Annotated in this window: 26 protein-coding genes and 1 tRNA gene; 11 read left to right on the top strand and 16 right to left on the bottom strand. The window is 40.9% G+C overall.

Annotated features, from left to right (window positions below; genetic code table 11):
- The first annotated feature begins 341 nt into the window (after window positions 1–341).
- A complete protein-coding gene (gene zevA, locus CKV69_RS01930; RefSeq protein WP_014325906.1) occupies window positions 342–983 on the top strand; it encodes a zinc transporter binding subunit ZevA in 642 nt (213 codons plus the stop codon).
- Window positions 974–1,981: a zinc transporter permease subunit ZevB gene (zevB, locus tag CKV69_RS01935; protein WP_014325907.1), complete on the top strand. Its 1,008-nt coding sequence runs from the start codon at window positions 974–976 to the stop codon at window positions 1,979–1,981. The genes zevA and zevB overlap by 10 nt, the downstream gene beginning before the upstream one ends.
- Here zevB and CKV69_RS01940 read toward each other — a convergent pair whose 3' ends face one another.
- Together CKV69_RS01940 and CKV69_RS01945 are read right to left on the bottom strand one after the other, a co-directional pair.
- Window positions 1,982–2,950, bottom strand: coding sequence for a calcium/sodium antiporter (locus tag CKV69_RS01940; RefSeq protein ID WP_010906639.1), 969 nt, complete (start codon window positions 2,948–2,950; stop codon window positions 1,982–1,984).
- A 187-nt stretch (window positions 2,951–3,137) separates the two neighbouring features.
- Window positions 3,138–3,213, bottom strand: a tRNA-Asn gene (locus CKV69_RS01945).
- Between the two features lie 398 nt (window positions 3,214–3,611).
- Between CKV69_RS01945 and uvrB the strand changes: the two genes are divergently transcribed.
- Window positions 3,612–5,648: an excinuclease ABC subunit UvrB gene (gene uvrB / locus CKV69_RS01950; protein WP_014325908.1), complete on the top strand. Its 2,037-nt coding sequence runs from the start codon at window positions 3,612–3,614 to the stop codon at window positions 5,646–5,648.
- A 12-nt stretch (window positions 5,649–5,660) separates the two neighbouring features.
- Window positions 5,661–6,440 carry a tetratricopeptide repeat protein gene (locus CKV69_RS01955; protein WP_014325909.1) on the top strand — a complete coding sequence of 260 codons (780 nt, stop codon included), beginning with the start codon at window positions 5,661–5,663 and terminating at the stop codon, window positions 6,438–6,440.
- 46 nt (window positions 6,441–6,486) lie between these two features.
- Here CKV69_RS01955 and phoR read toward each other — a convergent pair whose 3' ends face one another.
- The 6 genes from phoR to pstS all read right to left on the bottom strand — a co-directional run bounded on the left by phoR (window position 6,487) and on the right by pstS (window position 12,299).
- Window positions 6,487–7,782 carry a phosphate regulon sensor histidine kinase PhoR gene (gene phoR / locus CKV69_RS01960; protein WP_014325910.1) on the bottom strand — a complete coding sequence of 432 codons (1,296 nt, stop codon included), beginning with the start codon at window positions 7,780–7,782 and terminating at the stop codon, window positions 6,487–6,489.
- Window positions 7,779–8,474 (bottom strand): phosphate regulon transcriptional regulator PhoB, encoded by a 696-nt coding sequence (gene phoB / locus CKV69_RS01965; RefSeq protein WP_005753800.1) that lies wholly within the window; start codon window positions 8,472–8,474, stop codon window positions 7,779–7,781. The genes phoR and phoB overlap by 4 nt, the downstream gene beginning before the upstream one ends.
- Window positions 8,475–8,600: 126 nt before the next feature.
- On the bottom strand, window positions 8,601–9,380 hold the full coding sequence (gene pstB / locus CKV69_RS01970) for a phosphate ABC transporter ATP-binding protein PstB (RefSeq protein ID WP_014325911.1): 780 nt from the start codon (window positions 9,378–9,380) through the stop codon (window positions 8,601–8,603).
- A gap of 17 nt (window positions 9,381–9,397) precedes the next feature.
- Entirely contained in the window at window positions 9,398–10,240 is an 843-nt protein-coding gene (gene pstA / locus CKV69_RS01975) for a phosphate ABC transporter permease PstA (protein WP_025248447.1), read from the bottom strand.
- Complete coding sequence (gene pstC, locus CKV69_RS01980; RefSeq protein ID WP_016504424.1) at window positions 10,241–11,203, bottom strand: phosphate ABC transporter permease subunit PstC; 963 nt, start codon at window positions 11,201–11,203, stop codon at window positions 10,241–10,243.
- Window positions 11,204–11,264: 61 nt separating this feature from the next.
- Complete coding sequence (pstS, locus tag CKV69_RS01985; protein WP_016504423.1) at window positions 11,265–12,299, bottom strand: phosphate ABC transporter substrate-binding protein PstS; 1,035 nt, start codon at window positions 12,297–12,299, stop codon at window positions 11,265–11,267.
- A 270-nt stretch (window positions 12,300–12,569) separates the two neighbouring features.
- Here pstS and rlmE point away from each other — a divergent pair, with 270 nt between their 5' ends.
- From rlmE to CKV69_RS02015, 6 genes are all read left to right on the top strand, one after another.
- The gene (gene rlmE / locus CKV69_RS01990) at window positions 12,570–13,199 is read left to right on the top strand and encodes a 23S rRNA (uridine(2552)-2'-O)-methyltransferase RlmE (protein ID WP_005721753.1); all 630 of its coding nucleotides are present in this window, start codon (window positions 12,570–12,572) and stop codon (window positions 13,197–13,199) included.
- 131 nt (window positions 13,200–13,330) lie between these two features.
- Window positions 13,331–15,250, top strand: coding sequence for an ATP-dependent zinc metalloprotease FtsH (gene ftsH / locus CKV69_RS01995; protein WP_014325914.1), 1,920 nt, complete (start codon window positions 13,331–13,333; stop codon window positions 15,248–15,250).
- A 132-nt stretch (window positions 15,251–15,382) separates the two neighbouring features.
- Window positions 15,383–16,210: a dihydropteroate synthase gene (gene folP, locus CKV69_RS02000; protein ID WP_016504422.1), complete on the top strand. Its 828-nt coding sequence runs from the start codon at window positions 15,383–15,385 to the stop codon at window positions 16,208–16,210.
- Window positions 16,211–16,229: 19 nt separating this feature from the next.
- A complete protein-coding gene (glmM, locus tag CKV69_RS02005) occupies window positions 16,230–17,564 on the top strand; it encodes a phosphoglucosamine mutase (RefSeq protein ID WP_014325916.1) in 1,335 nt (444 codons plus the stop codon).
- A 63-nt stretch (window positions 17,565–17,627) separates the two neighbouring features.
- Entirely contained in the window at window positions 17,628–18,086 is a 459-nt protein-coding gene (sixA, locus tag CKV69_RS02010) for a phosphohistidine phosphatase SixA (RefSeq protein ID WP_005726161.1), read from the top strand.
- A 279-nt stretch (window positions 18,087–18,365) separates the two neighbouring features.
- Complete coding sequence (locus tag CKV69_RS02015; protein WP_005756287.1) at window positions 18,366–19,055, top strand: Pm0442 family regulator; 690 nt, start codon at window positions 18,366–18,368, stop codon at window positions 19,053–19,055.
- Window positions 19,056–19,103: 48 nt separating this feature from the next.
- Here the strand turns inward: CKV69_RS02015 and minC are convergent, their stop codons facing one another.
- Window positions 19,104–19,781: a septum site-determining protein MinC gene (gene minC, locus CKV69_RS02020; RefSeq protein ID WP_005726163.1), complete on the bottom strand. Its 678-nt coding sequence runs from the start codon at window positions 19,779–19,781 to the stop codon at window positions 19,104–19,106.
- 93 nt (window positions 19,782–19,874) lie between these two features.
- Between minC and CKV69_RS02025 the strand changes: the two genes are divergently transcribed.
- Window positions 19,875–20,126 carry a YcgL domain-containing protein gene (locus CKV69_RS02025; protein ID WP_005751337.1) on the top strand — a complete coding sequence of 84 codons (252 nt, stop codon included), beginning with the start codon at window positions 19,875–19,877 and terminating at the stop codon, window positions 20,124–20,126.
- On the opposite strand, the gene CKV69_RS02030 is transcribed toward CKV69_RS02025, so the two are convergent.
- Genes CKV69_RS02030 through CKV69_RS02060 form a run of 7 tightly spaced genes read right to left on the bottom strand, consistent with a single transcriptional unit; the run spans window position 20,116 to window position 25,926 of the window.
- Window positions 20,116–20,505, bottom strand: a complete 390-nt coding sequence (locus tag CKV69_RS02030; protein WP_014325917.1) for a pyrimidine dimer DNA glycosylase/endonuclease V — start codon at window positions 20,503–20,505, stop codon at window positions 20,116–20,118. The genes CKV69_RS02025 and CKV69_RS02030 overlap by 11 nt on opposite strands.
- A 59-nt stretch (window positions 20,506–20,564) precedes the next feature.
- Entirely contained in the window at window positions 20,565–20,867 is a 303-nt protein-coding gene (locus CKV69_RS02035; RefSeq protein ID WP_005726164.1) for a c-type cytochrome, read from the bottom strand.
- 3 nt (window positions 20,868–20,870) lie between these two features.
- The gene (locus CKV69_RS02040) at window positions 20,871–21,371 is read right to left on the bottom strand and encodes a TlpA family protein disulfide reductase (RefSeq protein WP_014325918.1); all 501 of its coding nucleotides are present in this window, start codon (window positions 21,369–21,371) and stop codon (window positions 20,871–20,873) included.
- The gene (locus CKV69_RS02045) at window positions 21,337–22,032 is read right to left on the bottom strand and encodes an ABC transporter ATP-binding protein (protein WP_005751340.1); all 696 of its coding nucleotides are present in this window, start codon (window positions 22,030–22,032) and stop codon (window positions 21,337–21,339) included. Before CKV69_RS02045 ends, CKV69_RS02040 begins: the two co-directional genes overlap by 35 nt.
- 48 nt (window positions 22,033–22,080) lie before the next feature.
- Complete coding sequence (locus CKV69_RS02050) at window positions 22,081–23,220, bottom strand: ABC transporter permease (RefSeq protein ID WP_005753816.1); 1,140 nt, start codon at window positions 23,218–23,220, stop codon at window positions 22,081–22,083.
- Window positions 23,207–24,529 (bottom strand): ABC transporter permease, encoded by a 1,323-nt coding sequence (locus tag CKV69_RS02055; protein ID WP_014325919.1) that lies wholly within the window; start codon window positions 24,527–24,529, stop codon window positions 23,207–23,209. The genes CKV69_RS02050 and CKV69_RS02055 overlap by 14 nt, the downstream gene beginning before the upstream one ends.
- Window positions 24,529–25,926, bottom strand: a complete 1,398-nt coding sequence (locus CKV69_RS02060) for a Fe-S-containing protein (protein ID WP_014325920.1) — start codon at window positions 25,924–25,926, stop codon at window positions 24,529–24,531. Before CKV69_RS02060 ends, CKV69_RS02055 begins: the two co-directional genes overlap by 1 nt.
- Window positions 25,927–25,966 lie beyond the last annotated feature (40 nt).

Genomic DNA, 25,966 nt, shown 5'->3' on the forward strand with positions numbered 1-25,966 from the left:
TGGCATAACCTATTGAAAAAAACAAAAAAAACCCTCCGAAGTGGAGGGTAGGAAAGTAGTTTAGCTATTTATGATTATTTTATTTAGGAACTTTATGAATATCAAGCAATCACTTGACGCTGCTTATTTTACATAAATTTACATTGAAGAGAAACAATTTTTACATTATTTTTGAAGTAAATCACAAAAAAAAACAAAAATGCACATTTTTCACTCTATTTGGAAGCGGTTTAGTCAGAAAATTGAGCTATTATTTCACTTTGATTATGATTTAAGCACATCTACGTGACCTTGCCTGCTATAAAATGGACAAAAGTATTTTTAAGATTAAGGTTATTAAAATGAAAACGTTTTCTCGCTCTGTTTTGGGGATAGTATGCTTGCTCTTTTCGGTCGCAGCGTCAACGCATCCGCATGCGTTTATTGATATGAAAACCAAAATACTGGTACAAGAGCAACAACTTATTGGGTTTTCGATGGAATGGACGCTAGATGAAGCGAGCTCTGCGACGGTGCTTTATGATATGCGTCAAACACGAGGGGACAAACAAGCGTTACAGGCGTTAGTGGAAGAAGTGATGGGCAACATTGTACATGAACATTATTTTAGTTATCTCTACGATAAAGCTGGAAAGAAAATAAAATACCGCTCAAAACCGCAGAACTATGGCATGAAATCAAATCAGAATCAGGTGCAATATTATTTTGATTTCTTGTTATCGCAACCGAGAACCTTAGCAAAGGATGAATTGACTTTGCTGACCTACGATCCGACCTATTATGTGGCAATGTATTATAATCAAGAAAATCAAAGTGCGCTTGATTTTTCAGCGCTTCCAGCACATTGTCAAGGGCGTGTGATTGAGCCACAAGTCGATGCTAAAATTCGTGAATATGCCAGTTCGTTGGATCAAACACAACGTAATGAAGACGATTCCTTAGGGGTTATTTTTGCACAAAAAGTGATGTTAATATGCGAATAGTGTTTCCTGTCAAATATGTTGTTCTTTTGCTACTACTTGGTATTGGCGCGTATTTTTTATTTCCCTATTTATTTTTTAAGATTGCCCTTTGGCAACGTGATATTAATCAGTTAATGTCTGATTATTTACATCAAATTCAAACGGATAAAACCCATGCGGGCATGTGGTTAATCGCGATAAGTTTTTTATATGGCGTGTTTCATGCTATCGGTCCGGGGCATGGCAAGTTTATTATTGCGACCTATTTATCTACTCACCAAACGCAGCTCAAAACGAGCATGAAACTCACGTTTTTGTCCTCGCTTGTTCAGGGGAGCGTTGCGGTGTGTTTGACGTCATTCGTTGTAGTCATACTGAACCTGTCTTCTGTGTATTTTAAGTTAAGTCAGCTCTGGTTAGAACGTATCGCTTTTTTGTTATTGTTATGTTTAGGTATTACATGGTGTTATCAAAATGGGCGAAAATTATATCTCGATTATGTGAAAACACGGCAAAACTCACCACTAAAAATTTATACCCTTCAGTTTGATCATTCACCCAGCAAAATAGGACAACCTCGCGTTGAACAAATACATACTCATTCAATTGCTTGTGGTTGTGGTCATCAGCATGCGCCCAATCCATCACAGTTAACACAAGCACGAGACTGGAAATCTCAGCTTTTAGTGATTTTCAGCATTGGCATGCGCCCTTGCTCTGGGGCAATTTTTATTTTGTTTTTAGCCTATATGCTTGATCTGTATTTTTGGGGAATTATCGCAACTTTTGCGATGGCAGTGGGGACAGGAATGACGTTATCGGGGTTTGCGCTCATAGTCCTTTATGCACGAAATACAGCGATGAAGGTCGGCAAGTGGTATCAATTTTCACCAACAGTACAACAACGTTGGGGAAGATTATTGAAACTCGTTGCGGGGATACTACTGATCTTTTTTGCAACGAGTTTATTATATGGTACGACGATAGCTGTGCGTGGGGGGGCTGCGCTCTTTGGATAGTTAGAGCGCAGTTTGAATTAAGAATAACGTATAGCCGATGTAGCTGCTGAGAAATAAGAATCCTGTTAAGCGCCCAATTTGGCTTCGTTTTTTGTAAGCAATAAAGCCTAAAATAAAGAGGGCGAGCGTTAATGAGAGCATAACTAGCATGTCACGCGAGAGTACCTCATGTTCGGCTTGAATTGGCATGATTACACCAGCCAGTCCCACAACCGCCAGGGTGTTGTATAAGTTTGAGCCAATAATATTGCCGACCGCTAAATCCACTTCGCCTTTGCGTGCGGCGGCAATTGAGGCGGCAACTTCGGGCAGAGATGTTCCAATAGCCACTACGGTTAATCCAATCACTAAATCACTGACACCCAGATAATGAGCAATTTTTACTGCTCCCCAAATAAGTAACTGCGAACTGACCATCAGTAAAGCTAAGCCCACAATGAGCCAAAATAAGGCAGCTTTAAAAGAAAGACAGGTTTCATGCTTATCTTCTTCATAATTTGCTTGAACAGATGCACGCTGTTTTTTACTTGACCAAATTGTCCAAACTACATAACCAATAAAAAGAGCTAATAGCACGATGGCTTCTAAGCGAGCTATGCGCATATCGAATAGGAAATAAGCGGAGAGAACAGTAACTATCAATAAAATAGGCAATTCTTTTTTGATCACACTGCCATGTACTGTTAAAGGCTTGATCAACGCGGTTAAACCAAGAATCAGGGCAATATTAGTAATATTGGAACCATAAGCATTGCCTAAAGCAATCCCCGGACTGCCATTTAAAGCGGATAAGGCTGAAACCACCATTTCTGGCATTGAAGTACCAAAACCGATAATCAAAATACCAATTAACAGTGGCGACATACCAAGATAACGTGCTAATGCCGCAGCACCATCCACGAAACGATCGGCACTCCATACCAAAATAATCAACCCAACGAGAATCGCGAGTGAGGCTTCTAATAACATCTGAAATCCTATAAACAAATAAGAAGGAAAGAATATGGTCGCGTATAATATATGCAAAAATCAGGAAAGAGAAGAGCGCAAAAGAAAAAATAAAAGCCCATAAGGAGGATATGGGCTTAAAATCTTTTGGTTAAAAAATGAAACTTTTATAAAAGGAGACAAATAAAAGCTCACCAAAAGAAAAAGTTGGCTCCTCCTGCTGGACTTGAACCAGCGACATACGGATTAACAGTCCGCCGTTCTACCGACTGAACTAAGGAGGAAAAATTCTGTATCACAAGGAATTTAGGTCGCGTATGATAATGTGCTTGATCTGTCTTGTCAACCTTAAAAAAGCAAAAAAATTTTCTTTTTTACAACTTATTTTTATATCCACAGCGCCTGTGGATAAGTCTGTGAATGTTTATTAAAAAAAATCGCTAAAGCTAGAGAATAACTGGTATGATCGGACTTCGTTATACAATTGGTTGTAAAATGACATTTCTTTATTTTTCAATTAGTTAATAAAAATCCATAAAAAAATAGGAAATTTTTTTTAAATTTGAGAAGTTTGAATCTTGACAAATATAACTCTGTGTAAAACTTACATTTTTTAAATCCAAAACTGTTACAAAATTGTGATAAAATTGACCGCACTTTGAATAGAATTGAGTATAAGACTATGGCGTATAAAATGCATACTAAATCATTTATTTTGCATTCGGATTTTTCTCCTTCTGGTGATCAACCGCAAGCAATTACGCAGCTGATTGAGGGGCTTGAAAATGGGCTTGCTCATCAAACCTTGTTAGGGGTAACAGGGTCGGGTAAGACCTTTACGATTGCTAATGTGATTGCAAAATTAAATCGTCCCGCTATGGTACTTGCCCCGAATAAAACCCTCGCAGCACAGCTTTATGCTGAAATGAAAGCATTTTTTCCAGAAAATGCAGTTGAATATTTCGTATCTTACTATGATTACTATCAGCCAGAAGCTTATGTGCCAAGTAGCGATACTTTTATTGAGAAAGATGCGTCGATTAATGATCAAATCGAACAAATGCGCTTATCTGCCACTAAATCGTTTTTAGAGCGTCGAGATACTATTGTGGTTGCCTCGGTATCCGCCATTTATGGTTTAGGCGATCCAGATTCTTATTTAAAAATGATGCTCCATTTACAAACAGGTGCGATTATTAATCAACGTCAAATCTTAGCGCAATTGGCTGAATTGCAGTACACACGCAATGATCAGGCGTTTGAGCGTGGTACCTTTCGTGTGCGCGGTGAAATCATTGATATTTTCCCCGCAGAATCTGATGATAAAGCGATACGGATCGAATTATTTGACGATGAAATCGAGCGATTAAGTTTATTTGATCCGCTAACTGGCTCAAGTTTTGGTCCTGTCCCTCGTTATACTATTTATCCGAAAACGCACTATGTCACACCAAGAGAGCGGATTTTAGATGCCATTGAAAAAATCAAACAAGAACTGGCGGAGCGTCGCCAATTCTTATTGGAAAATAACAAATTACTCGAAGAACAGCGCATTACACAACGCACCCAATTCGATATTGAAATGATGAATGAATTGGGATATTGCTCAGGTATCGAAAACTATTCACGCTATTTATCAGGGCGTAACGAAGGCGAGCCACCGCCAACCTTATTTGATTATATGCCTTCAGATGCACTACTTATTATTGATGAATCTCATGTGACGGTGCCGCAAATTGGTGGTATGTATCGTGGTGATCGTTCTCGTAAAGAAACACTGGTGGAATATGGTTTTCGTTTGCCTTCAGCATTGGATAATCGCCCTTTACGTTTTGAGGAATTTGAACGTTTAGCCCCGCAAACGATTTATGTCTCCGCCACACCGGGTCCTTATGAATTAGAAAAATCCGCTGGGGAAATTATTGATCAAGTAGTGCGTCCAACGGGCTTATTGGATCCAGAAATTGAAATTCGTCCTGTCGCGATTCAAGTAGATGATTTATTGTCTGAAGCTCGCCAAAGATCGGATCAAAATGAACGAGTTTTAGTCACTACCTTAACCAAAAAAATGGCGGAAGATCTGACGGATTATTTAGATGAACACGGTATTCGCGTCCGTTATTTACATTCAGATATTGATACGGTTGAGCGGGTAGAAATTATCCGTGATCTGCGTTTAGGGGAATTTGATGTGTTAGTTGGGATCAACTTATTGCGTGAAGGATTGGATATTCCGGAAGTGTCTTTGGTGGCGATTTTAGATGCCGATAAAGAAGGCTTCTTACGTTCAGAACGTTCCTTAATTCAGACAATTGGACGCGCAGCACGTAACTTAAAAGGGAAAGCAATTCTATATGCGGATCGCATCACCAATTCTATGCAAAAAGCCATCACCGAAACCAATCGCCGTCGTGAAAAACAAATGAAATATAATGAAGCACGCGGTATTGTGCCACAAGCATTGAATAAAAAAGTGGGAGAATTATTAGACATCGGTCAAGGGGCGAATCAAAAAGCTAAAGCGAATAGAAACGCGAAAAAAGTGGCAGAACCGACCGCACTTTATGTTGTACCACAAACGGCGAAAGAATATCAGCAACAGATTAAGAAATTAGAACAACAAATGTATAAATATGCACAGGATCTTGAATTTGAAAAAGCAGCGGCTGTGCGGGATCAATTACAACAATTACGTGAACATTTTTTTGAGGTGCAATAAAGCAAATTAATTATGTTAGATGAACAATTAAGTCAACGTTTTTTAGCAGTTGCAGGACCGGCGATTGAATTAGCCAAACAGAAAAAGACCAAAGCAGCGTTATTAACCTTAGAAAAAGTGGACATCGATCAAGCGCTTGAACCAGATTTCTATCATCTTGTCGAAATTCAAAAAGCGGCACTCTTGGAGCTATTGGAAAAAGAGAAACCGGCAAAGATGTTGCGTAATTTTGATACGGTTTTGATGTTGTATCGTGCTGTGCCGATGGACAATAAAACAGTGTATCGTTCTGCGCAAATGCAATTAGCCAATCTGTTGATTAATTTGAAACGCGTTGATGAGCTTGAACAACTTTATCAAGATTTCGTAGCACAACAAAAATTAGATGGCGAAGATAAATTATTTTTAAGTTCTGTGTTGATTAGCCTCAATAAACTCGATGAGGCGCTAAAGATGTTGGATTCAATAACACATCGTGAGGGCGCTACTATTTTTGCTACGGCAAAAACTAATGCGGCACTTATCCTCAAAAACTTAAAACGCTACCAAGAATGTATTCGCACTTGTACGCTGGTTTCCGCTGACGATGATATGCATATGTATGCCAAAGCCCAGCTGATTTGGGCGGAGGCGTTATATCGTCTAGGGCGTAGAGAGGAAGCGTTTGAGGTGTATAAACGATTAAGACCGTTCCATCAGCCTTTTTATTCAGAAGCCAGATGGCAGCTGTTTATTAAATTCCCTGTACGTGCGATTCGGGAGAATATTTTGGCGTTTTTTGGTAAGGCATGATGACATTTTGCTAGAAAAACGATGTGTTTTTCTTATGTTAGTGCTGTTAGGCTGAAGCGCTCTCACACAATAACTTCTTCGGAATAATAAAAGAAAAACAGCTTCCTTCGCCTTCTTTACTTTCAATCTCCAGTTGGGCGTGATGCTGTTCAAGGGCATGTTTAACGATTGCTAAACCTAAACCATGACCGCCAGTTTGGTTACTGCGGGATTCATCCACACGGTAAAAACGCTCAGTTAAATGATATAAATGATGTGTTGCAATACCTATTCCATTATCTGTCACACTGAATTTAGCACCCTCTGCACAAGGTTGCCAACTGACGTTGATTTGACAATTCTCACCAGCATGTTTTATCGCATTATAAATGAGATTGGAAACCGCACTTTGTAGCTGGCTTTCATCGCCGAATACATAAATGTCCGGTGCGATATCAAAATGGATTTGATGGTGATAGTGGTTTAAAAAGTGCGTATTTTCTTTTAAATTTAAGATTAAGCGTGACATATCCACGGGTTCGTGTTCTTGATTAGACGAGCTTTCAATTTTCGCCAACACATTGAGTTGTTGCAGTAAATTTGCCATCCGCTGACTTTGTGCTTGCATGGCGTGAATGGCTTTTTGTGCCAGTGCACTGTGATCTTTTTCTGCTTCTAGCAACTCTAAGTAACCTTGTAATACTGTTAACGGCGTGCGTAGTTCGTGGTTGATATTCGATAAAAAGGTTTGGCGAGAATGTAATAAACGGATCATTTGTGTGACATCGCGCGCAATAATCACACGTGATTCGTTGTCATAATGATTAATGTTGATCTCAATATAGCGGTTTTCATTGGTGAGTAACACCAAAGGGCGTTTTCTCATGGATTGATAAAAGTAGTGCTTAAATTCGTTATAGAAAATGACATTGAAGAGATTTTTACTGTTTATTTTCTTATTCCAATAAAACATGAACATTTCTTGCGAGGCGTTATTGCACCAAGAGATATTGCCTTCATTGTCACAAATGATAATGGCATCGGGGAGGTATTGAATATTTTTATTTAATTTCGAAAGTAAACGTAACGTTTTAATTCTTTCTTTTCGATTTTTACTTTTATAGTAGGCAGTGGTTTGAGAAATATTATCCAGCAGATGTGTTTTTTTCAGTGTGTCAGTCGCATCTGGATGGAGCATTTTCAACAACTTAAATTCATTGTAATGATGAAAAATCAGAAAGCAGAGGAGCACTGCAATAAACCAGAATGCAAAGGATTGAGTAAAATAGGAAAAAAGACTGGCAATCAGTAGGCTTATCGCTAATTCAATAAAAAAATACTTAATTGAAAAGGTTCTTTTCATTTTATCTCGTCCTGAAAATGAGGCGAAAAACGATAGCCCGTCCCACGTACCGTTTGGATATAGCGATCAAAACCATATTGCTCAAGGCTTTTGCGTAAGCGACGAATATAGCTATCCACCGTTCTATCTTCCACATAAATATCATTTCCCCAAATACAATCTAAGAGCTGTTCGCGTGTATAGACTTTTTCAGGGTGAGTCATGAGAAATTTAAGCAGTTTAAATTCAGTCGAACTAAGGTTAATCACATTTTTTTGATAACTCACCCGCAAGGCATTTTGATCTAAAATTAGTCCGTCAATTTCAATGCTATTCTGGCTTTGTTCATAAACACGTCGGAGCATGGCTTCAATTCTGGCAAGTAAGATTTTAGGTGAGAAAGGTTTAGTGATGTAATCATCCGCGCCTGTATTTAAGCCGGTAATACAATCCTCTTCTTCACTACGCGCAGTCAGCATGATGACAGGGATGTTTTCGGTGTCTTCGTGTTTTTTCAAAAACTGAATAAACTGGATACCAGAACGACCGGGCAACATCCAGTCTAATAAAATGAGTTGTGGCTTTTCTACTAATTTTTTGACCGCACTTTGGTAGTCAGCAGCCTCAATAATGTCATAACCTTGTTGAGTTAAAAATAAGCTGATCATTTCGCGAATCGCACTTTCATCTTCAACCACCAGTATTTTGGTCATTTGTACCTCACTTTATACACCGTATAGGAGTAGCGAACTTTCTCCTCATCAGAGCGTGAGGAGAAGTCCATAATTCGTTTGATTTTAATCAAAATGATACGGGATGCAATTTGATTTTGTTTATTTTTATCCCATGCGTCCTTTGATATAGTCTTCTGTGCGTTGCAGACGTGGTTTGTCAAAGATTTTGACGGTTTCATCAAACTCAATCAATTCACCTAAATACATAAACGCGGTGTAATCAGAACAACGCGCGGCTTGTTGCATATTATGAGTAACCATCACCACGGTATAATCGTGCTTGAGTTCTGAGATCAATTCTTCGATTTTGGCTGTTGAAATAGGATCGAGTGCGGAACAAGGTTCATCTAACAGTAACACTTCTGGTTTAATCGCAATGCCACGCGCAATGCATAAGCGTTGTTGTTGACCGCCCGATAAGCTGTCGCCACTTTGATTTAATTTGTCTTTCACCTCATTCCATAACGCCGCTTTGCTTAATGCCCATTCCACGCGAGCATTCAGATCAGCTTTGCTTAATTTCTCGAATAAACGGATCCCAAATGCCACATTGTCATAAATAGACATCGGGAAAGGGGTAGGTTTTTGGAATACCATACCGACTTTGGCGCGAATCAGTGAAATATCCATCGGTGACGTTAATAAATTTTCACCATCTAATTTAATCTCGCCTGTAGCGTATTGATTTGGGTAAAGCTCAAAAATTCGGTTAAAGGAACGAAGCAAGGTCGATTTACCACAGCCAGAAGGACCAATAAACGCCGTCACTTTGTGTTTCGCAATACGCATATTGATATTTTTTAACGCATGGAAATCACCATAGTGAAAATTGAGGTTGTTCACTTCTAATTTTGTATCTTCAAGTTGGATAATTTGAGTATTCATTCAGATTTCTCCCATTTTTATTTGGATTTCTGTGGAAAGAAAATACGTGCAAAAATATTAAGTAGTAAAACAAATAAGGTAATTAAGGTTGCACCAGCCCAAGCAAGCTCGTTCCAATCTTGGAATGGACTTGCCGCAAATTGATAGATCACGATTGGGATATTTGCCATCGGTCCATTCATATCAAAAGAAGTGAATTGATTGGATAGCGCAGTAAAGAGCAACGGCGCCGTTTCCCCCGAAATACGCGCGATTGACAGTAATACTCCGGTTAAAATCCCTGCACGCGCAGAGCGATAACAAATCATCGTAATCACACGCCATTGTGGGCAGCCTAAGGAGGCGGCGGTTTCCCGTAAATTATTCGGCACAAGATTGAGCATATTATCGGTTGTCCGTACCACGACAGGAATAATGATGATGGCTAAAGCAAAGGCACCCGCCCAACCAGAATAATGCTTCACTTGTGACACATAAATGGCGTAGATAAATAAGCCAATCACGATAGATGGTGCGGAAAGTAATACATCATTCAAAAACCGCGTCACTTTGGTTAATTGGCTATAACGTCCGTATTCTGCGAGGTAAGTGCCGGCGAGAATACCAATCGGGGTACCAATTAACGTACTGACAGTAATCATCAGAGTTGAACCAATAATGGCATTCAGTAAGCCGCCTTTTTCACCCGGTCCCGGTGTTTTTTCTAAGAAAAGTTCCAAGGATAACGCGGGAATACCTTTTGTAATTAAGGTAAACAAAATCCAACATAGCCAAAATAAGCCAAAGAAAACCGCTAAAAATGAAAGGGTGAGCATCAGCTTATTTTTAAGTTTACGACAGTGAAAATGGGTGTTACTCATTTATTTCCGTCCTTCTTTTTTCTCAATACGCATAATTAATAAACGTGAAATGGATAGCACGACAGTAGTGATTAAGAAGAGAATTAAGCCTAATTCCATTAAAGCGGATTTTTGCAATCCACTGGCTTCGTTAAACTCATTCGCGATGGCAGAGGCGATCGAAGTGGATGGGGAAAACAAGGATTCCGGTAAATGGAAGGCATTGCCAATCACAAACGTGACCGCCATGGTTTCGCCCAGTGCACGACCTAAACCGAGCATAATGCCGCCAACAACGCCAGTTTTAGTATAAGGTAACACCACTTTCCACATCACTTCCCACGTGGTTGAGCCCAGTCCATAAGCAGACTCTTTCAAAATGGCGGGAACGATAGTGAATACATCGCGCATTACGGCAGCGATGAAGGGAATAATCATAATGGCTAGCACCAGTCCGGCGGTGAATAAACCAATACCAAAAGGCGCACCAGAAAATAAATAACTGAGTACAGGGAGATCGCCAAACCATTCGATCAAAGACGGTTGGATGTGTTCTTGGAAAAGTGGTACAAAAATGAAAAGTCCCCACATGCCGTAAATAATAGACGGAATTGCGGCGAGCATTTCAATGGCAGTACCCACAGGACGTCGTAACCACTCTGGTGCTAATTCAGTTAAGAAAATCGCAATACCGAAAGAAATAGGCACGGCGATAATGAGAGCTAAGAAAGAGGTAATTAAGGTACCTACAATAGGAATAATGGCACCGTAGCTTTCTTGAACAGGATTCCAATCATTGTGCCATAAAAAAGAAAAACCAAATGTTGAGAACGAATCCCAACTGCCAAAGACCAAGGAGGTCATCACTGCAGCAAGCAGTAAAAACACAAATACGGCGAAAAAACGTGTAGTTTGCCTAAAAAGAAGTTCAATAATATGATGATTTAAGCGGTTTGTTTCCGCTTGGGTTTTGCGTCGTAGCATGGTCACCCTCTTGTCATTATTGTATAGAGAGGGCAGCGGTGTTTCTGCCCTCTGCGTTTATTTATTGCCAAAGTGTTTTGCCATCACTGGACTTCACATCGGTTTTCCATTGCGCTTGAATTTTCTGAATGACTTCCTCAGGCAGAGGCACATAATCAAGCTCCGTTGCTGCGACTTTGCCTTGCTTGAATGCCCAATCAAAGAACTCAAAGACAGCTTTGGTGATTTCTGGCTTTTCTGCATGCTTATGTAACAAGATGAAACTTGCTGCGGTGACTGGCCAAGATGTATCGCCTTCTTCATTGGTTAAAATAACGCCCATACCGACCGCACTTTCCCATTGTGCATTGGCAGCAGCTGCCATAAAACTTTCTGCTGAAGGCTGTACAAATTGCCCGGCTTTATTTTGTAATGACGCCCAAGCGAGCTGGTTTTGTTTCGCGTACGCATATTCCACATAACCAATCGAATATTTGATTTTGCTGACATAAGCAGCCACGCCTTCGTTACCTTTGCCGCCTTGTCCCGTAGGCCATTTGACTGATTTACCTTGACCGACTGTTTCTTTCCATTCAGTCGATACTTTAGAAAGATAATTAGTCCAACCGAATGTGGTGCCTGAACCGTCAGAACGATGTACGACGATAATGGCTTTATCGGGTAAATTAGCCCCTTGGTTTAATTTGGCGATAGCGGGATCATTCCACTTTTTAATTTTGCCTAAGAAAATATCGGCGAGAACTTCACCAGAAAGTTTAAGTTGTCCGGCGGTGATTTCTGGTAAATTCACGACAGGCACTGTGCCACCGATAATGGCTGGAAATTGCAATAATTGATGTTGTGCTAAAAGTTCTGCTTTCATCGGATCATCTGAGGCACCAAAATCAACGGTTTTGGCGATAATTTGTTGCTGACCGCCCCCTGAGCCAATTGATTGATAGTTGACTTTGTTACCTGTTTGTTTTTCATACATGGATGCCCATTTGGCATAGATTGGATAAGGAAAAGAAGCGCCCGCGCCAGTAATGGTTTGTGCCTGCGTCGTCAAAGCAAATGTACTGAATAGAATAGCCAAAAGCATTGCACGTTTTGTCATAGATGTTACTCCTTTGAGTGTCTTTTCAATCACTACCATGTGGTAGCGAAAGTGATTGTAATGAACAAATATGACAGTTTGATGACAGGCGAATGACAGTTTGCAGTGCAAAAAGTGCGGTTGTTTTTGTACAGATTTTTTGAAAAAGGCAAGGCGGGTAGATTGTTTTATAGCCAATATTGATTCAATTCATTTTTTCTACCAAATTCGCCTTGAAACTTGTGTATAATGCCCCATATTGAAAAAACATCCAAGCAATAGAAGAAGTTTATGGGAAAGAAAAAACGTTCAGCGAGTTCTTCTCGCTGGCTAAATGAGCATTTTAAAGATCCGTTTGTCCAGAAAGCACATAAACAAAAATTGCGTTCACGTGCCTATTTTAAGTTAGATGAGATCCAACAAACTGATCGTTTATTCAAGCCCGGTATGACCGTGGTCGATTTAGGTGCAGCGCCGGGTGGCTGGTCACAATATGTCGTTAGCCAAATAGGTGGTGCGGGACGCATTATCGCCTGTGATATTTTGGAAATGGATCCGATTGTAGGCGTCGATTTTTTACAAGGCGACTTTCGAGATGAAAAGGTGTTAGCAGCGTTATTAGCGCGTGTTGGTGAAGGTAAAGTGGACGTGGTGATGTCAGATATGGCGCCTAATTTTAGTGGTATGCCGTCGGTAGATATTCCGCGTGCGATGTATTTAGTTGAGCTGGCACTGGATATGTGTAAACAAGTGCTTGCGACAAAAGGCAGTTTTGTCGTAAAAGTTTTTCAGGGTGAAGGTTTTGATGAATACTTGAGAGAAATTCGTTCTCTCTTTAGTGTTGTAAAAGTGCGGAAACCTGAGGCTTCTCGAGGTCGTTCTCGTGAGGTGTATATTGTTGCAACCGGTTATAAAGGATAGGCTTACTTACGTTGAGTAAGTTTATTCGTTAATGACTATTGATGGGATAATTTCCAATTTCATTACAGATATAGTAATCTTTAGCAACAAATTATTAACGTTAAACAAAAAGAGGTCAAACCTTGAACGATATGGTAAAAAATTTAGTCCTTTGGATTGTGGTAGCTGTGGTAATGATGACTGCATACCAAGGCTTTAATTCAAGTTCGTCAGGAAATACCACTGACTATACAACCTTCATTACAGATTTAGGTAACGATCAAATTCGTCAAGCCCGTTTTGATTACAATGAAATTTTTGTTACCAAAACCGATGGCAGCAAATATACGACAGTCATGCCGTTAAATGACGATAAATTACTCAATGATTTGCTCAATAAGAAAGTTAAGGTAGAAGGAACCTTACCAGAAAAACGGGGTTTATTCTCACAAATCTTAATTTCTTGGTTCCCAATGCTTTTACTCATCGGGGTTTGGTTCTTCTTTATGCGTCAGATGCAAGGCGGTGGCAGTAAAGCTATGAGCTTTGGTAAAAGCCGTGCTCGAATGATGACGCAAGAGCAAATTAAAACCACTTTTGCTGATGTTGCGGGTTGTGATGAAGCCAAAGAAGAAGTAGGCGAAATTGTTGATTTCTTACGTGATCCAGGTAAGTTCCAAAAACTTGGCGGTAAAATCCCTAAAGGGATTTTAATGGTAGGACCACCGGGCACGGGTAAAACCTTATTAGCTAAAGCGATCGCAGGTGAAGCTAAAGTACCTTTCTTTACTATTTCAGGTTCAGATTTCGTTGAAATGTTCGTGGGTGTCGGTGCGTCGCGTGTCCGTGATATGTTTGAACAAGCGAAGAAAAATGCACCTTGTTTGATCTTCATTGATGAGATTGATGCCGTTGGTCGCCAACGTGGTGCCGGTTTAGGTGGTGGACACGATGAACGTGAACAAACATTAAACCAAATGTTGGTGGAAATGGATGGCTTTGAAGGGAATGAAGGCGTTATCGTGATTGCGGCGACGAACCGTCCAGATGTCCTTGACCCAGCATTAACCCGTCCAGGACGTTTCGACCGTCAAGTAGTAGTAGGTTTACCTGATGTGCGTGGTCGTGAACAAATCTTAAAAGTACATATGCGTCGTGTTCCGATTGCACCAGACGTCGATGCGATGACACTTGCGCGTGGTACACCAGGTTATTCTGGTGCGGATTTGGCAAACTTAGTCAACGAAGCCGCGTTATTTGCAGCACGTACAAATAAACGTTTGGTCACTATGCTTGAGTTTGAAAAAGCGAAAGATAAAATCAATATGGGACCGGAGCGCCGTACTATGATCATGACGGAGAAGCAGAAAGAATCGACTGCTTATCATGAAGCGGGACACGCCATTGTCGGTTATATCGTGCCAGAACATGATCCCGTACATAAAGTCACGATTATTCCTCGTGGTCGTGCATTGGGAGTGACCTTCTTCTTACCTGAGGGCGATCAAGTCAGTATCAGTCAAAAACAATTAGAAAGTAAACTTTCCACATTGTATGCAGGACGTCTGGCGGAAGATTTGATTTATGGTGAAGAGAATATTTCAACTGGAGCCTCAAACGATATTAAAGTGGCAACTAATATTGCCCGTAACATGGTAACCCAATGGGGATTCTCAGAAAAATTAGGTCCAATTCTTTATTCAGAAGATGATGGTGAAGTATTCTTAGGACGTTCAATGGCAAAAGCAAAACATATGTCAGATGAAACCGCACATCTTATCGATGAGGAAGTCCGTGCCATTGTGACACGTAACTATGAACGTGCAAGACAGATTCTGATTGATAATATGGATATTTTACATGCCATGAAAGATGCGTTAGTGAAATATGAAACCATTGAAGAAGAACAGATTGAGCAGCTGATGAAACGTCAACCTGTTACACCGCCATCGGGCTGGGACGAAAACGAACCGACTACGCAAACTAAAGCGGGGACAAAAGTTTCTCCAGAACCGAAAGGTGCGGTAGAAACGGAACAAGATTCCGAACATCAATCGCCTTCGGATAAATAAGCCTCTCAAAACCCTTTAATCGAATGTTAAAGGGTTTTTTATTTCCCTCTTGACGCGTTTTAACAATAAGTTATTTTTTCTATGACAATCTTTCGCTATAATTAGCCATACCTTTCATCGTGGTAATCATCAATGAAATTATACGCAAACAATAAAGTATTAGACTTATCTACGCCCCAAATCATGGGGATTTTAAATTTCACACCGGATTCCTTTTCAGACAGTGGTCAATTCTTTGCATTAGACAAAGCCCTTTTTCATGTAGAGAGCATGTTAAATGCAGGGGCGGCGATCATCGATATTGGTGGTGAGTCAACGCGCCCTATGGCAGAAGAAGTGACGCTTGAACAAGAATTAGCTCGTGTTATTCCTGTGGTTGAAGCGGTGCGCCAGAACTTTGATTGCTGGATTTCTGTGGACACGTCGAAAGCCGAAGTGATGAAAGAAGCCGCTCAAGTAGGAATGGATCTGATCAATGATATTCGTGCACTACGTGAGCCAAATGCATTACTCACTGCAGCGGAACTGGATTTACCAGTATGTATTATGCATATGCAAGGAGAGCCCCGTACTATGCAGCAGAATCCGTATTATGAGGATGTCGTGGCTGAAGTTTTCGCCTTTTTACAAACGCGTTCTGTAGAATGTATAAGCGCGGGCATTCGGCAAGAAAATATTATTTGGGATATGGGTTTTGGCTTTGGTAAAAACGTTGTACATAACTATAAATTATTGCAAAACTTAGCGCACTTTTGTGCTGCAGGCTTTCCGGTATTAGCGGGCTTATCCCGAAAATCTATGATTGGGAATGTGTTAGATAAAGCGGTAGAAGACCGTGTTGTTGGGAGTGTTGCTGGTGCGTTAATTGCAGTGATGCATGGTGCAGCAATTGTACGTGTGCATGATGTCGAACACACAGCGGATGCGCTCAAAATTTGGCAAGCAACAATGAATGCTTAAATAAAGAAGGATGATAAATATGGCAGAACGTAAGTATTTTGGTACAGATGGTGTCCGTGGCAAAGTGGGAACATTCCCGATTACCCCTGATTTTGCTTTAAAATTGGGTTGGGCTGCCGGCAAAGTCTTGGCGACGCAAGGGTCAAGAACCGTATTAATTGGTAAAGATACACGTATTTCGGGGTATATGTTGGAATCGGCACTTGAAGCGGGTTTAGCGGCGGCAGGGCTTTCAGCAGCGTTCACCGGACCGATGCCAACGCCGGCTATTGCTTATTTAACACGCACATTTCGTGCAGAAGCGGGGATCGTCATCTCGGCATCGCACAACCCTTATTATGATAATGGCATTAAGTTTTTTTCTGCCCAAGGGACAAAATTACCAGATGATGTAGAAGAAGCGATTGAAGCTATGCTGGATGAACCGATGGATTGTGTCGAATCTGCGGAGCTTGGTCGAGCAAGTCGGATTAATGATGCGGTAGGACGTTATATTGAGTTTTGTAAAGGAACGTTTCCCGCTCACCTGAGTTTAGAAAACTATAAAATTGTTGTGGATTGTGCCCATGGTGCAACTTATCACATTGCACCGAATGTAATGCGTGAACTGGGCGCGGAAGTGATAGAAATCGGTGCTAAGCCAAATGGGCTGAATATCAATGAGAAATGTGGTGCCACCGATATCAAAGCACTGCAAGAGAAAGTGCTTGAAGTGAAAGCCGATGTGGGACTCGCCTATGATGGTGATGGAGACCGTTTAATTATGGTTGACCATTTAGGCAATAAAGTCGATGGTGATCAAGTTTTATTTATTATTGCGCGTGAAGCTTTACGTGCAGGTCATTTAAAAGGTGGTGTGGTGGGCACCTTAATGAGTAATATGAGTCTTGAGCTTGCGTTAAAACAGTTAGGCATTCCGTTTGTTCGTGCCAATGTGGGTGACCGTTATGTGTTGGAGAAAATGCAAGAAAAAGGCTGGTTATTGGGTGGGGAAAACTCCGGGCATATTATTATTTTAGATAAAAACACCACTGGAGATGGCATTATTGCTTCCTTAGCCGTATTAAGTGCGATGGTACAGCATAACTTATCTTTAAATGAGTTAGCCAGTGCGGTGCCACTGTTCCCACAAGTGTTAATTAATGTGCGTTTTGCTGGGGGAGATAATCCACTCGAAAGCGCTGCGGTAAAAGTAGTTGCAGCAGAGGTTGAAAAACGTTTGGCAGGTAAAGGGCGTATTTTATTACGTAAGTCGGGGACGGAACCTTTAATTCGAGTCATGGTAGAATGTGAAGATGGTGCATTAGCTCAACAATGTGCAGAACAGATTGCGGATGTTGTGCGAGCTAACTAATGTTTTTTTGAGTAAGCTGAGTCGATAAGGCTCAGTTTATTTTTTTAATATTGAGAGTCAATTATGGATATTTTTGTTATGCGCCATGGCGAAGCCGAAGTGATGGCGAAATCAGACAGAGAACGTCACTTAAATCGTCGTGGTATTCAGCAAGCAATTTCACAAGGTGAGTGGTTAAAATCGACGATGACGGTAGATAAAGTGCTAGTTAGTTCTTATGCACGCGCTCAACAAACATTCGAACAGATTAACGGTGTCTATGCTAATCAATTAGCCGAGAAAGTAGAAACTTGGGATGGGATAACCCCTTACGGTAATTCACATACGGTAGTAGGGTATTTGGATGTTTTGGCGAAACAAGGTATCCAGTCTGTTTTGATTGTTTCACATCTGCCTTTAGTAGGAGAAATTGTGGTAACACTTTGTGGACGGAATTCTGTTAGCTTTTATCCTTCGACGATTGCGCATGTCCAATGGGATGGAAAAATAGGCAATATCGTGCAAGCAAAATATCCAGAGTAAATAAACACGGAAGTAATTTGTGTTAAATTTCATCAAAATGAAAAGTTCAATCATTTACATTAATTCACAAACGCCATCTGATGTAAAAGTATTTTTCGCTTATATTCAATAAGTTAGAATCATACTGTGGCGTTTTTTATGATCCCAAAACACATGATGTTTAGTAAATAATGTAAATAATCATTTCTTTTTCATGGAATTTAATACACACTATATTGAACAAAGTATGATACTTTGTCGGTATTGAGTTTAAAAACCTCGTAAAAGTTAGGAGAAATGATGAAAAAATCAGTATTAGCCGCATTAGTATTAGGGGCGAGTTTAAGCGTCACAGGTTGTTTTGATAAAGAGAGCAAAGCTGGTCAAGAAGTGGAAAAAGCGAAAGCGAGTGTTGTTGAAACCAAAGAAGCTGTTGTTAATGCAGCAAATGAAGTGAAAAACTCTGCTGTTGAAGCAGCGAAAGAAGCAAAAGAAACGGTTGCCACGAAAGTAGAAGAAGTGAAAGAAACAACAGCAGCTAAAGTGGAAGAAGTGAAAGCCGCTACTGCCGCTAAAGTAGAAGAAATGAAAGAAACTACCGCGGCTAAAGTGGAAGAAATGAAAGAAGCCAGCGCAGCGAAAATGGAAGAAGTTAAAGCTGCTACGGCGACAAAGATGGAAGAAATGAAAGCGGCAGTTGCTGACGCGAAAAACGATGTTGCAGAAAAAGCAGCGGAAGTAAAAGACGCTGCAGCAGCCAAAGCGGAAGAAGCCAAAGCTGCCGTTGCAGAGAAAAGTGCTGAAATGAAAGACGCTGCAGCAGCCAAAGTGGAAGACGCGAAAGTTGCTAGCTCAGAAGCCAAAGAAATGGTAACAGAAAAAGCGACAGAGATGAAAGATGCGATGAAAGCGGAAGTGAATAAAGCAGCGGATGCAGTGAGTGAAAAAACAGAAGAAGTAAAAGAAGTGATTGTGCCTAAAGCACAATAATGCATGGATAGAAATAGCGGAGGTATTCTCCGCTATTTTTTTTATCCTTTAGGTTTCTTTTTCTAACAAGAAGTGAAAACGCAATTTGTCTTTGTCGGCAAAGATACGTACGGCTTCATGTTGGTATTCATGAGGCAAGTTGTCTTTATATAAAAAGCGACTACTCACAGCAATGAATTCCGCATCAAGATATTGGGTATAAATTGAACCCACATTGTTATTCACGCCAGCCATGGCACGTCCTAATAGCTTGCCATAAATATGTACATTACCGTCGGCAGCCACTTCAGCACCGGGTTCTACATTACCATGAATAATCAGATCGCTGTTTTTGGCATAAATCACTTGCTTGCTTGCAACATGTTGATGAATGATTTTGACGGGTAAACAGCGTGGTTCTGGCAAAATCTCGGTAAATTCACCGCTCTTACCCAACAAGGCTAAGCCTGATGTCATGATTAATTCTTTTTGCAGATGATTTGTCCAATCTGAAACTCCAATAATATGAATATTAAATTCTTCACAGAGACTTTTTAGTGCTTGTAGATTGACTTTTTCAAGTTCAGGCGTGAATTGGAGAATGACAGCAATATGTTGAAAAATTGAAGGGGAGGATTTGATTTTTTTGCTTAAGGCACGTTTAATCACGCTGAGGCTAGAGCTATGAAGAGTAAGAAAAATTGATGAAAATTGCCCTGTACGAAACGCTACAATATCCTGTGCCATAACTCTATCCAAATAAACAAATTACTTGTTTCAATCATAAAGAATTGTGCTAGGATCGGCAAATCTTTTTTGTTCGAATTGGAAGTTAAAGCAATGTTATGTGCGATTTATAAAAGTACAAGAAAAATGGGGACATACCTTTATGTGGCAAAACGTGATCAATTTGATGCGGTTCCCGAGGTATTAAGAAATGCTTTTGGTCCCCCTATTTTTGTGATGATGTTTAATCTCGCTGGCGAGAAAGCATTAGTTAATGCGGAGAAAGCCGAAGTCCGCAAACAAATTGAAACACAAGGTTTTTATTTACAGATGCCAAAAGAGGATGACTGGCTATTTAAGTTGTAGCTTTACTTGGTGTAAAGCGTGCTTTGACAGGCATTCTTTCTAAAATACGCGCTCTATTGGCGGCTAAGGCATGCTCAGTAGGGATGTAGTCTAACCAGAGGTTATCGTCCTCTGGCAACTTGTCGGGCCAAATATATTGCACATTAAACCCCCGAGCTCGACATTCTTGATGCAATAAGTCATAACGTTTTTTGAGAAACTGGAGCTTGTTAAAGAAAAAGCGTACATGCCCTGTACCTAATTTATAATCTTCTGGCTGACCGAGGAGGCTAAATTTCCTTTTTGCCACAGCATTGGGAATACGTGTCAGTTCTCTGTGTTCTGCTAACAGATGTTGATCACAAAGTTCAGCGGGGGCGATGAGATTAATCCGTGTCATGAAAATCCAAGACTGTATTGTGAAAATGGCATCAATGATGCCATTTCTCTGTGGGTGGTTTATTTCAGTGTTTCGATAAATTTTGCCACACTCTGCATATCTTCTTCAGATAAGCGAGATTTCGCGGCATTTCCGGCACCGATAATTTGTCCTTCTTTACGTGCTTTGAGGGCATTGACAATTTCATTTGCCGGTAAATCTTTTAATGGACGTGATTGGTTTAAAGCGGATTTTTCCGCTTGGTTACCATGACAAAAGGAACAGGGTTTAAAAAGTTGTTGACCGCGTTCAACGCTGACATTTGCTTGTGCGATTGGAGCAAGTGCCAGCAAAATCCATAAAGCAGAGTCGTATTTTTTCATTCGTTAACCTTTAAAAAATAAGTGTAAATCCTGAGCAGGAATTAAGCCCTCGAATTTATAAAGGATTTTGCCCTCGGGGTCAATAACGAAAGAGGTGGGGGTGCCTACTAATTGGTAGCGTTCAGCCGTGATCTTTAATTGATCTTTCACTACCAAAAGGGAAATTTCTCTTTTTTTTACAAGCGCTTGTGTATCTGCTTTGTCTCCATCAACGTTAATCGCAATAATATGTAAATTATTTTGTGGGTAAGACTGGAGAAGTTGTTCAAAGGTTTTTAATTCTGCAATACATACGCCACAGGTTTCTGACCAGAAATTGAGGAGAATGGTTTTTCCTTTCCCTTCATTTAAAGAACGTTGTGTGCCCGCTAAATCAAAAACGGCAATTTCGGGGGCTTGCTTACCAATGATCGCGATGTCTTCTTTACATCCAATACAACTTAGAACGATTGTGCAAAGAAGCAATGGCTTAAAAAGTGCGGTTAACAATACGCTTGTTTTCATTTGAGGCTTCTCGTAGGAATTTACCATGCTGTAAGAAAATAGTGCGGTCGGCCAGTTTACTTAGCTCAGGATTATGGGTGACCATCACGACTGTACGTCCTTGTTGGTTTAATGCGACGAGTAAATCGAGCACCAGTTGCTCATTTTTTTCATCTAGGTTTCCTGTCGGCTCATCGGCAAAAATCACCGGCGGCTGATTAACTAAGGCGCGCGCAATACACACACGTTGTTGTTCTCCGCCAGACAGTTGGCTTGGTCTGTGGTCGAAACGATGCGCCAGACCGACTTGTTGTAACACCGCCTTGGCTGCATCTTCATCAATTACACTGTGATAATGTTGTGCTAACATGACGTTTTCCAAGGCAGTTAAATAAGGGATTAAGTGGAATTGCTGAAAGACCAGACCAATCTTCTCCGCCCGGAATCGTTGTCTGCCGATTTCATCAAGTTGTGCGGCATCGACACCGTCTAGGATCACTTTTCCTTCACTGGCAGTGTCTAAACCAGTGAGAATATTCATTAACGTCGTTTTGCCTGAACCTGAGGCACCCATGATTGCAACAAATTCGCCTTCTTTAATTTGAATGTTGATGTCTTCAAGTGCGGTCACTTGACCGAATCTTTTGTATAAATGTTGTGTTTCAATCACATAATTTGGCATTTTTTCATTTCCTTTTTTAAATCCGCAAAACAAGCTAATGAATTGACCTTATTCGCCTTTTAATACATTGGCAGTTTGGATCGCTAATGCTCGACGTGTTGGGATGATCACGGCAATAAATGCCACCAGTAAGGATAACAATATCGTAATTGGGATAACGGGTAAACGCATATCAATATAGGCTTTAAATACAGTGAGTCCAAGAACTTGTGCCAATAAATAACCAATCACTAAACCCGTGAAAATAGCACAAATCGCAATAATGAAGGCTTCTGTGCCGATTTGCTGGATAATATCTTGCTTTTTTGCTCCCAAAGCTTTTTGTAGTGCAAATTCTTTTGCTCTTTCTCCCACAATGGCGATCAATGTGGTGTTTACACAAAGGGTTGCTAGGATCAGGATTACCACAGAAATTAAGCCCATTAAGCCTTTTATTTTCTCTAAGATTTGCCCCTCTGACGCAGACACCTTACGAATCGGGCGAATTTCTAAATCGGGATATGTTTGTTGCAGTGAGGTGGCAAATTGTTCCACTTGTCCTTGATCATTTTTGACATTGAGTAAAGCATTAGTGGCTTGCCCTTCTTTTTCTAGCCAATGTTGCGCAAATTCTAAATTTACAATCAACATATTATCAGTGGCATCGCCGGCTTCAATGATGGCTTTGATATGGAAACGATGTTTTTCCACCGCATTTTTACTTAAAGTAATGCTATCGCCAACATTGAGTTGTAAGCGTTCTGCTAGGGTTTTGCCAATCATCGCATTTCGATCATCAAAATTGACGCCAATTTGCGATCCTGTGACTTGCCAATAAGGAGAAAGGGTTTTCATGTCTTCAAACCACACACCCATAATCACAATTTTTTCCAATTCACTGCGTGTGACACCATACAAATAAGGGCTTGCTGCGGTGACTAAGCCGGCTGGTGCTTGGGCTAAAATTTGTTGCAGTTGCTGTTCTTGGATCAGTCCGCGGCTATTTGAGCCAATATAAAAATTGGCACCAAAGGTACGTAGCTCTTGGCTCATTTTGGTATTGATATCAAAATAGACAGCGGCCATTGCTGTGACAATACTGGCGCCAACAGTGAGTGCGGCAAAAATAATCAAGACGCGTTGTAAACGTAAGCGTAAGGCACGAAAAACTAAACGCCAGAACATGGACTTGGGTTTATTGGCGACCATACAGCACCTCAACAGGGTAGAGATTGGCAATCCGATGTGCCGGGAACCAGGTACCAATTAAGGCAATCAAGATAGAGAGCACTAATACACAAGGCACCACTATCCAGGTAAAATCTAAAGGGAGACCAAAAAGTGTAATACCAATAAATTTTGCTAGTCCCCAACCCGCTAAACATCCTAATATACCACCAAATAATGCGCTAATAGTGGCTTCACAGTAAAAGAGCAGGACAATCTGCCATTGGTATGCCCCCAACGCTTTCATCAAACCGATCTCTTTACTTCGTTCAATAATTGTACTGGTCATCAAGGAGGCTATCCCCATTGCCGCAGCAATCACTGCCGCTACGGTGACCACCGCCAATAATAATTGGATTTTTTCAATCACTACGCCTTCAGAGGCCGCGACTTGCCAGATAGGGCGAACAATTGCGCCTGAAATCGCCTCTTCTAATTGATGAGCAATAGAGGATACATAAGCCGTACAGTACCAACGATCATATTCTTCAGCATCTAGTCCTTCAACATTGGCGCGTGCTTTGCGCGAAAGTTCATTTTCTGGCACGGTTAAAGCGGACACTTTAATGGCTTGGATTTTACCTTCGAGTCCAAGTAATTGTTGTACCGCACTTAACGGTAGCACCAGTTGTTGTTCTTCGCTGCCACCAGTGGCAAGTATCCCTTTGATTTCTACTGTAAGCTGTTGTTGAAATTCCTCGTCTTGGTAAGCAAGATGAATCTGTTCACCGGGCTGGAGCGACCAGGTTTTGGCAAGTTGTTCTCCGGCTAAGGCAGGCACGATTGTGCTAAATTGATCCTGTAAATCATTGACCCACTCACCTTGTACTTTCCAATATGGACTGATAATCTTTTGTCCCGTATGGTAATCTGCTTCATCAGGAATGGCGATCTGACGATCAAAAAATGTGCCTAAAATCTGAATCGGTTGTAGTGTATTCTGATTAGCTTTTTGTGCTTGTACGTTCGCACTTAGTAACGGCGCAAAGCCGACAATGTTATTTCGCCAAAAAATGTTTTTTACATTAGGTAATTCTTTTTCATCAAGAAAGTCTTGGCTAGTTAATGAACTGGTGCCATTCACATCCTCGGGTAAAATCGCACGGCTAGCGGGTTCAATTAAAATATTGGCACCATAGGATTTTAATTCGCGCGCCATTTTGTCACCGATATCAATGGAAACCGCGAGGAGTGCGGAGACTAAACCTGCGGCAAGAAAAAGAGTTATGATTGCGAGAAGTTTGCGTTTTAAACCAAAGCGCCAAGATTGATATAACATTCTGGCTAACATTACTTGCCTCCTTCTGCATTGAGGTAATTTTCTGGGGCATCTCGGAATAAATGAAGATTTTTTTCCGTAGCAAAGAAATACGTTTTGCCTTCGTAACTGTATTTGTGCTCAGTACGGGTATTCTTCAGCTGACTGTGATCCACAGGATCGATCACGTCAATCTCAACGACAGTTGAAAAATAATGTAAGCCGTCTTCTAAGCTTTTTTTGTGAATAATCACCTGAGTGTCCGTTTGTTGCCAATTTTCAATCGGAACAGGATTACAACCACCGGGTTTACCGATAGACGGAATAAACATTCTGACACCGCAACCTACGCAAATCACTTGATCGCCTTCCATGACATAACCCTGATCGCCACAAAGAATACAGGCATCAAAGACCGCGGCTAGACTTAAACGGTCAGGCAGGCGGTTAATTAAAAAAAAGCGTACTGCTTTTCCGTCATCTGCTATCCATACAAAGCGATGTAATTTGCCGTCTTTTACTTGTTCGATAGGGATATAAACTTGGTTCTTGTCATCCATATGTACAGGGATGGCTTCGGATAAGCGAGGCGGTTGAGAAGCCACTTTATCCCAGTAAAGTTGTGCCGTGAAAATGAACAATACGCAAACGCCTCCCCATTGTAAGAGACGGGATGACGTCAGTAGCGTGGCACGTTTTTTGCGTTTTTCAATTGGGTGTGTTTCTTGTTCTACGGCATGTTGACGAGCTAAATGGACGCGGAACCAGAAACTCAGCATGATAATCAGTAAAATAGCACTTTGGAGATAATTAAAGAAATTGGTGAGGTTGCCAGCTTTCGCAACAAAGCTAAGCCTTGCTTTGGTTAAGTCGAGCAGTTGGAGTTTCATTAAACTTAACAGCAGCTCAGCGCTCTGTGGTATCAGTAATAAAATCACTATCAGGTAAGTGAGGAGAGGAGCAAGTGCGGTCAGTTTGTGTTGAATTTTACTTTGTTGTAATAAAAGACTGAGCCAGCTTGCGACAAAAATGGCAAGTAAAATCGCTAAGATGATCGCACTGCTGTGTAAGATAAAATCGGTATTGATGACGTCGGTGTGTGTGATAGCGGACAGATTGGGATCTTTACCCCATAAAAGTCCTGCGATAAAGCTTAACAGGACGTGCCAAAAAGAGGTTAATGTTTTGTTATGCCAATATTGGCTGAGACAGAATAAAAGTAGGCTAGTGATAATCCACGCACTGAGCACTAAATTAATGCGCTGGCTTTTTGGTAAATAGATGCTCAGAATTGCCCCAGCTACGAAACAAAGTAGCGCTAGCCACAGGCGTGATTTCATGTTCACTTGCGGATGGTAGGACCACGCACAGCCAAGCAAGAGGGCAAAAGGCAGAAGCGTTTGCAGTAAAGACGTAAAAAAGTAATTCATAAGTTGTCCGCAATGCTGTGATAGTTGATTAGATACGATA

It is taken from the genome of Pasteurella multocida (assembly GCF_900187275.1).
GTDB lineage: Bacteria > Pseudomonadota > Gammaproteobacteria > Enterobacterales > Pasteurellaceae > Pasteurella > Pasteurella multocida.

Coding starts and splice junctions, on each gene's coding strand:
- glmM (WP_014325916.1), top strand. CDS start 16,230: ATGGCAGAACGTAAGTATTTTGGTACAGATGGTGTCCGTGGCAAAGTG.
- sixA (WP_005726161.1), top strand. CDS start 17,628: ATGGATATTTTTGTTATGCGCCATGGCGAAGCCGAAGTGATGGCGAAA.
- pstB (WP_014325911.1), bottom strand. CDS start 9,380: ATGAATACTCAAATTATCCAACTTGAAGATACAAAATTAGAAGTGAAC.
- pstS (WP_016504423.1), bottom strand. CDS start 12,299: ATGACAAAACGTGCAATGCTTTTGGCTATTCTATTCAGTACATTTGCT.
- phoB (WP_005753800.1), bottom strand. CDS start 8,474: ATGACCAAAATACTGGTGGTTGAAGATGAAAGTGCGATTCGCGAAATG.
- zevB (WP_014325907.1), top strand. CDS start 974: ATGCGAATAGTGTTTCCTGTCAAATATGTTGTTCTTTTGCTACTACTT.
- CKV69_RS02050 (WP_005753816.1), bottom strand. CDS start 23,220: ATGGTCGCCAATAAACCCAAGTCCATGTTCTGGCGTTTAGTTTTTCGT.
- uvrB (WP_014325908.1), top strand. CDS start 3,612: ATGGCGTATAAAATGCATACTAAATCATTTATTTTGCATTCGGATTTT.
- CKV69_RS02045 (WP_005751340.1), bottom strand. CDS start 22,032: ATGCCAAATTATGTGATTGAAACACAACATTTATACAAAAGATTCGGT.
- CKV69_RS02015 (WP_005756287.1), top strand. CDS start 18,366: ATGAAAAAATCAGTATTAGCCGCATTAGTATTAGGGGCGAGTTTAAGC.
- CKV69_RS02060 (WP_014325920.1), bottom strand. CDS start 25,926: ATGAATTACTTTTTTACGTCTTTACTGCAAACGCTTCTGCCTTTTGCC.
- CKV69_RS02055 (WP_014325919.1), bottom strand. CDS start 24,529: ATGTTAGCCAGAATGTTATATCAATCTTGGCGCTTTGGTTTAAAACGC.
- folP (WP_016504422.1), top strand. CDS start 15,383: ATGAAATTATACGCAAACAATAAAGTATTAGACTTATCTACGCCCCAA.
- pstA (WP_025248447.1), bottom strand. CDS start 10,240: ATGAGTAACACCCATTTTCACTGTCGTAAACTTAAAAATAAGCTGATG.
- CKV69_RS02040 (WP_014325918.1), bottom strand. CDS start 21,371: ATGAAAACAAGCGTATTGTTAACCGCACTTTTTAAGCCATTGCTTCTT.
- ftsH (WP_014325914.1), top strand. CDS start 13,331: ATGGTAAAAAATTTAGTCCTTTGGATTGTGGTAGCTGTGGTAATGATG.
- zevA (WP_014325906.1), top strand. CDS start 342: ATGAAAACGTTTTCTCGCTCTGTTTTGGGGATAGTATGCTTGCTCTTT.
- CKV69_RS02035 (WP_005726164.1), bottom strand. CDS start 20,867: ATGAAAAAATACGACTCTGCTTTATGGATTTTGCTGGCACTTGCTCCA.
- phoR (WP_014325910.1), bottom strand. CDS start 7,782: ATGAAAAGAACCTTTTCAATTAAGTATTTTTTTATTGAATTAGCGATA.
- rlmE (WP_005721753.1), top strand. CDS start 12,570: ATGGGAAAGAAAAAACGTTCAGCGAGTTCTTCTCGCTGGCTAAATGAG.
- CKV69_RS01940 (WP_010906639.1), bottom strand. CDS start 2,950: ATGTTATTAGAAGCCTCACTCGCGATTCTCGTTGGGTTGATTATTTTG.
- CKV69_RS02030 (WP_014325917.1), bottom strand. CDS start 20,505: ATGACACGGATTAATCTCATCGCCCCCGCTGAACTTTGTGATCAACAT.
- CKV69_RS02025 (WP_005751337.1), top strand. CDS start 19,875: ATGTTATGTGCGATTTATAAAAGTACAAGAAAAATGGGGACATACCTT.
- minC (WP_005726163.1), bottom strand. CDS start 19,781: ATGGCACAGGATATTGTAGCGTTTCGTACAGGGCAATTTTCATCAATT.
- CKV69_RS01955 (WP_014325909.1), top strand. CDS start 5,661: ATGTTAGATGAACAATTAAGTCAACGTTTTTTAGCAGTTGCAGGACCG.
- pstC (WP_016504424.1), bottom strand. CDS start 11,203: ATGCTACGACGCAAAACCCAAGCGGAAACAAACCGCTTAAATCATCAT.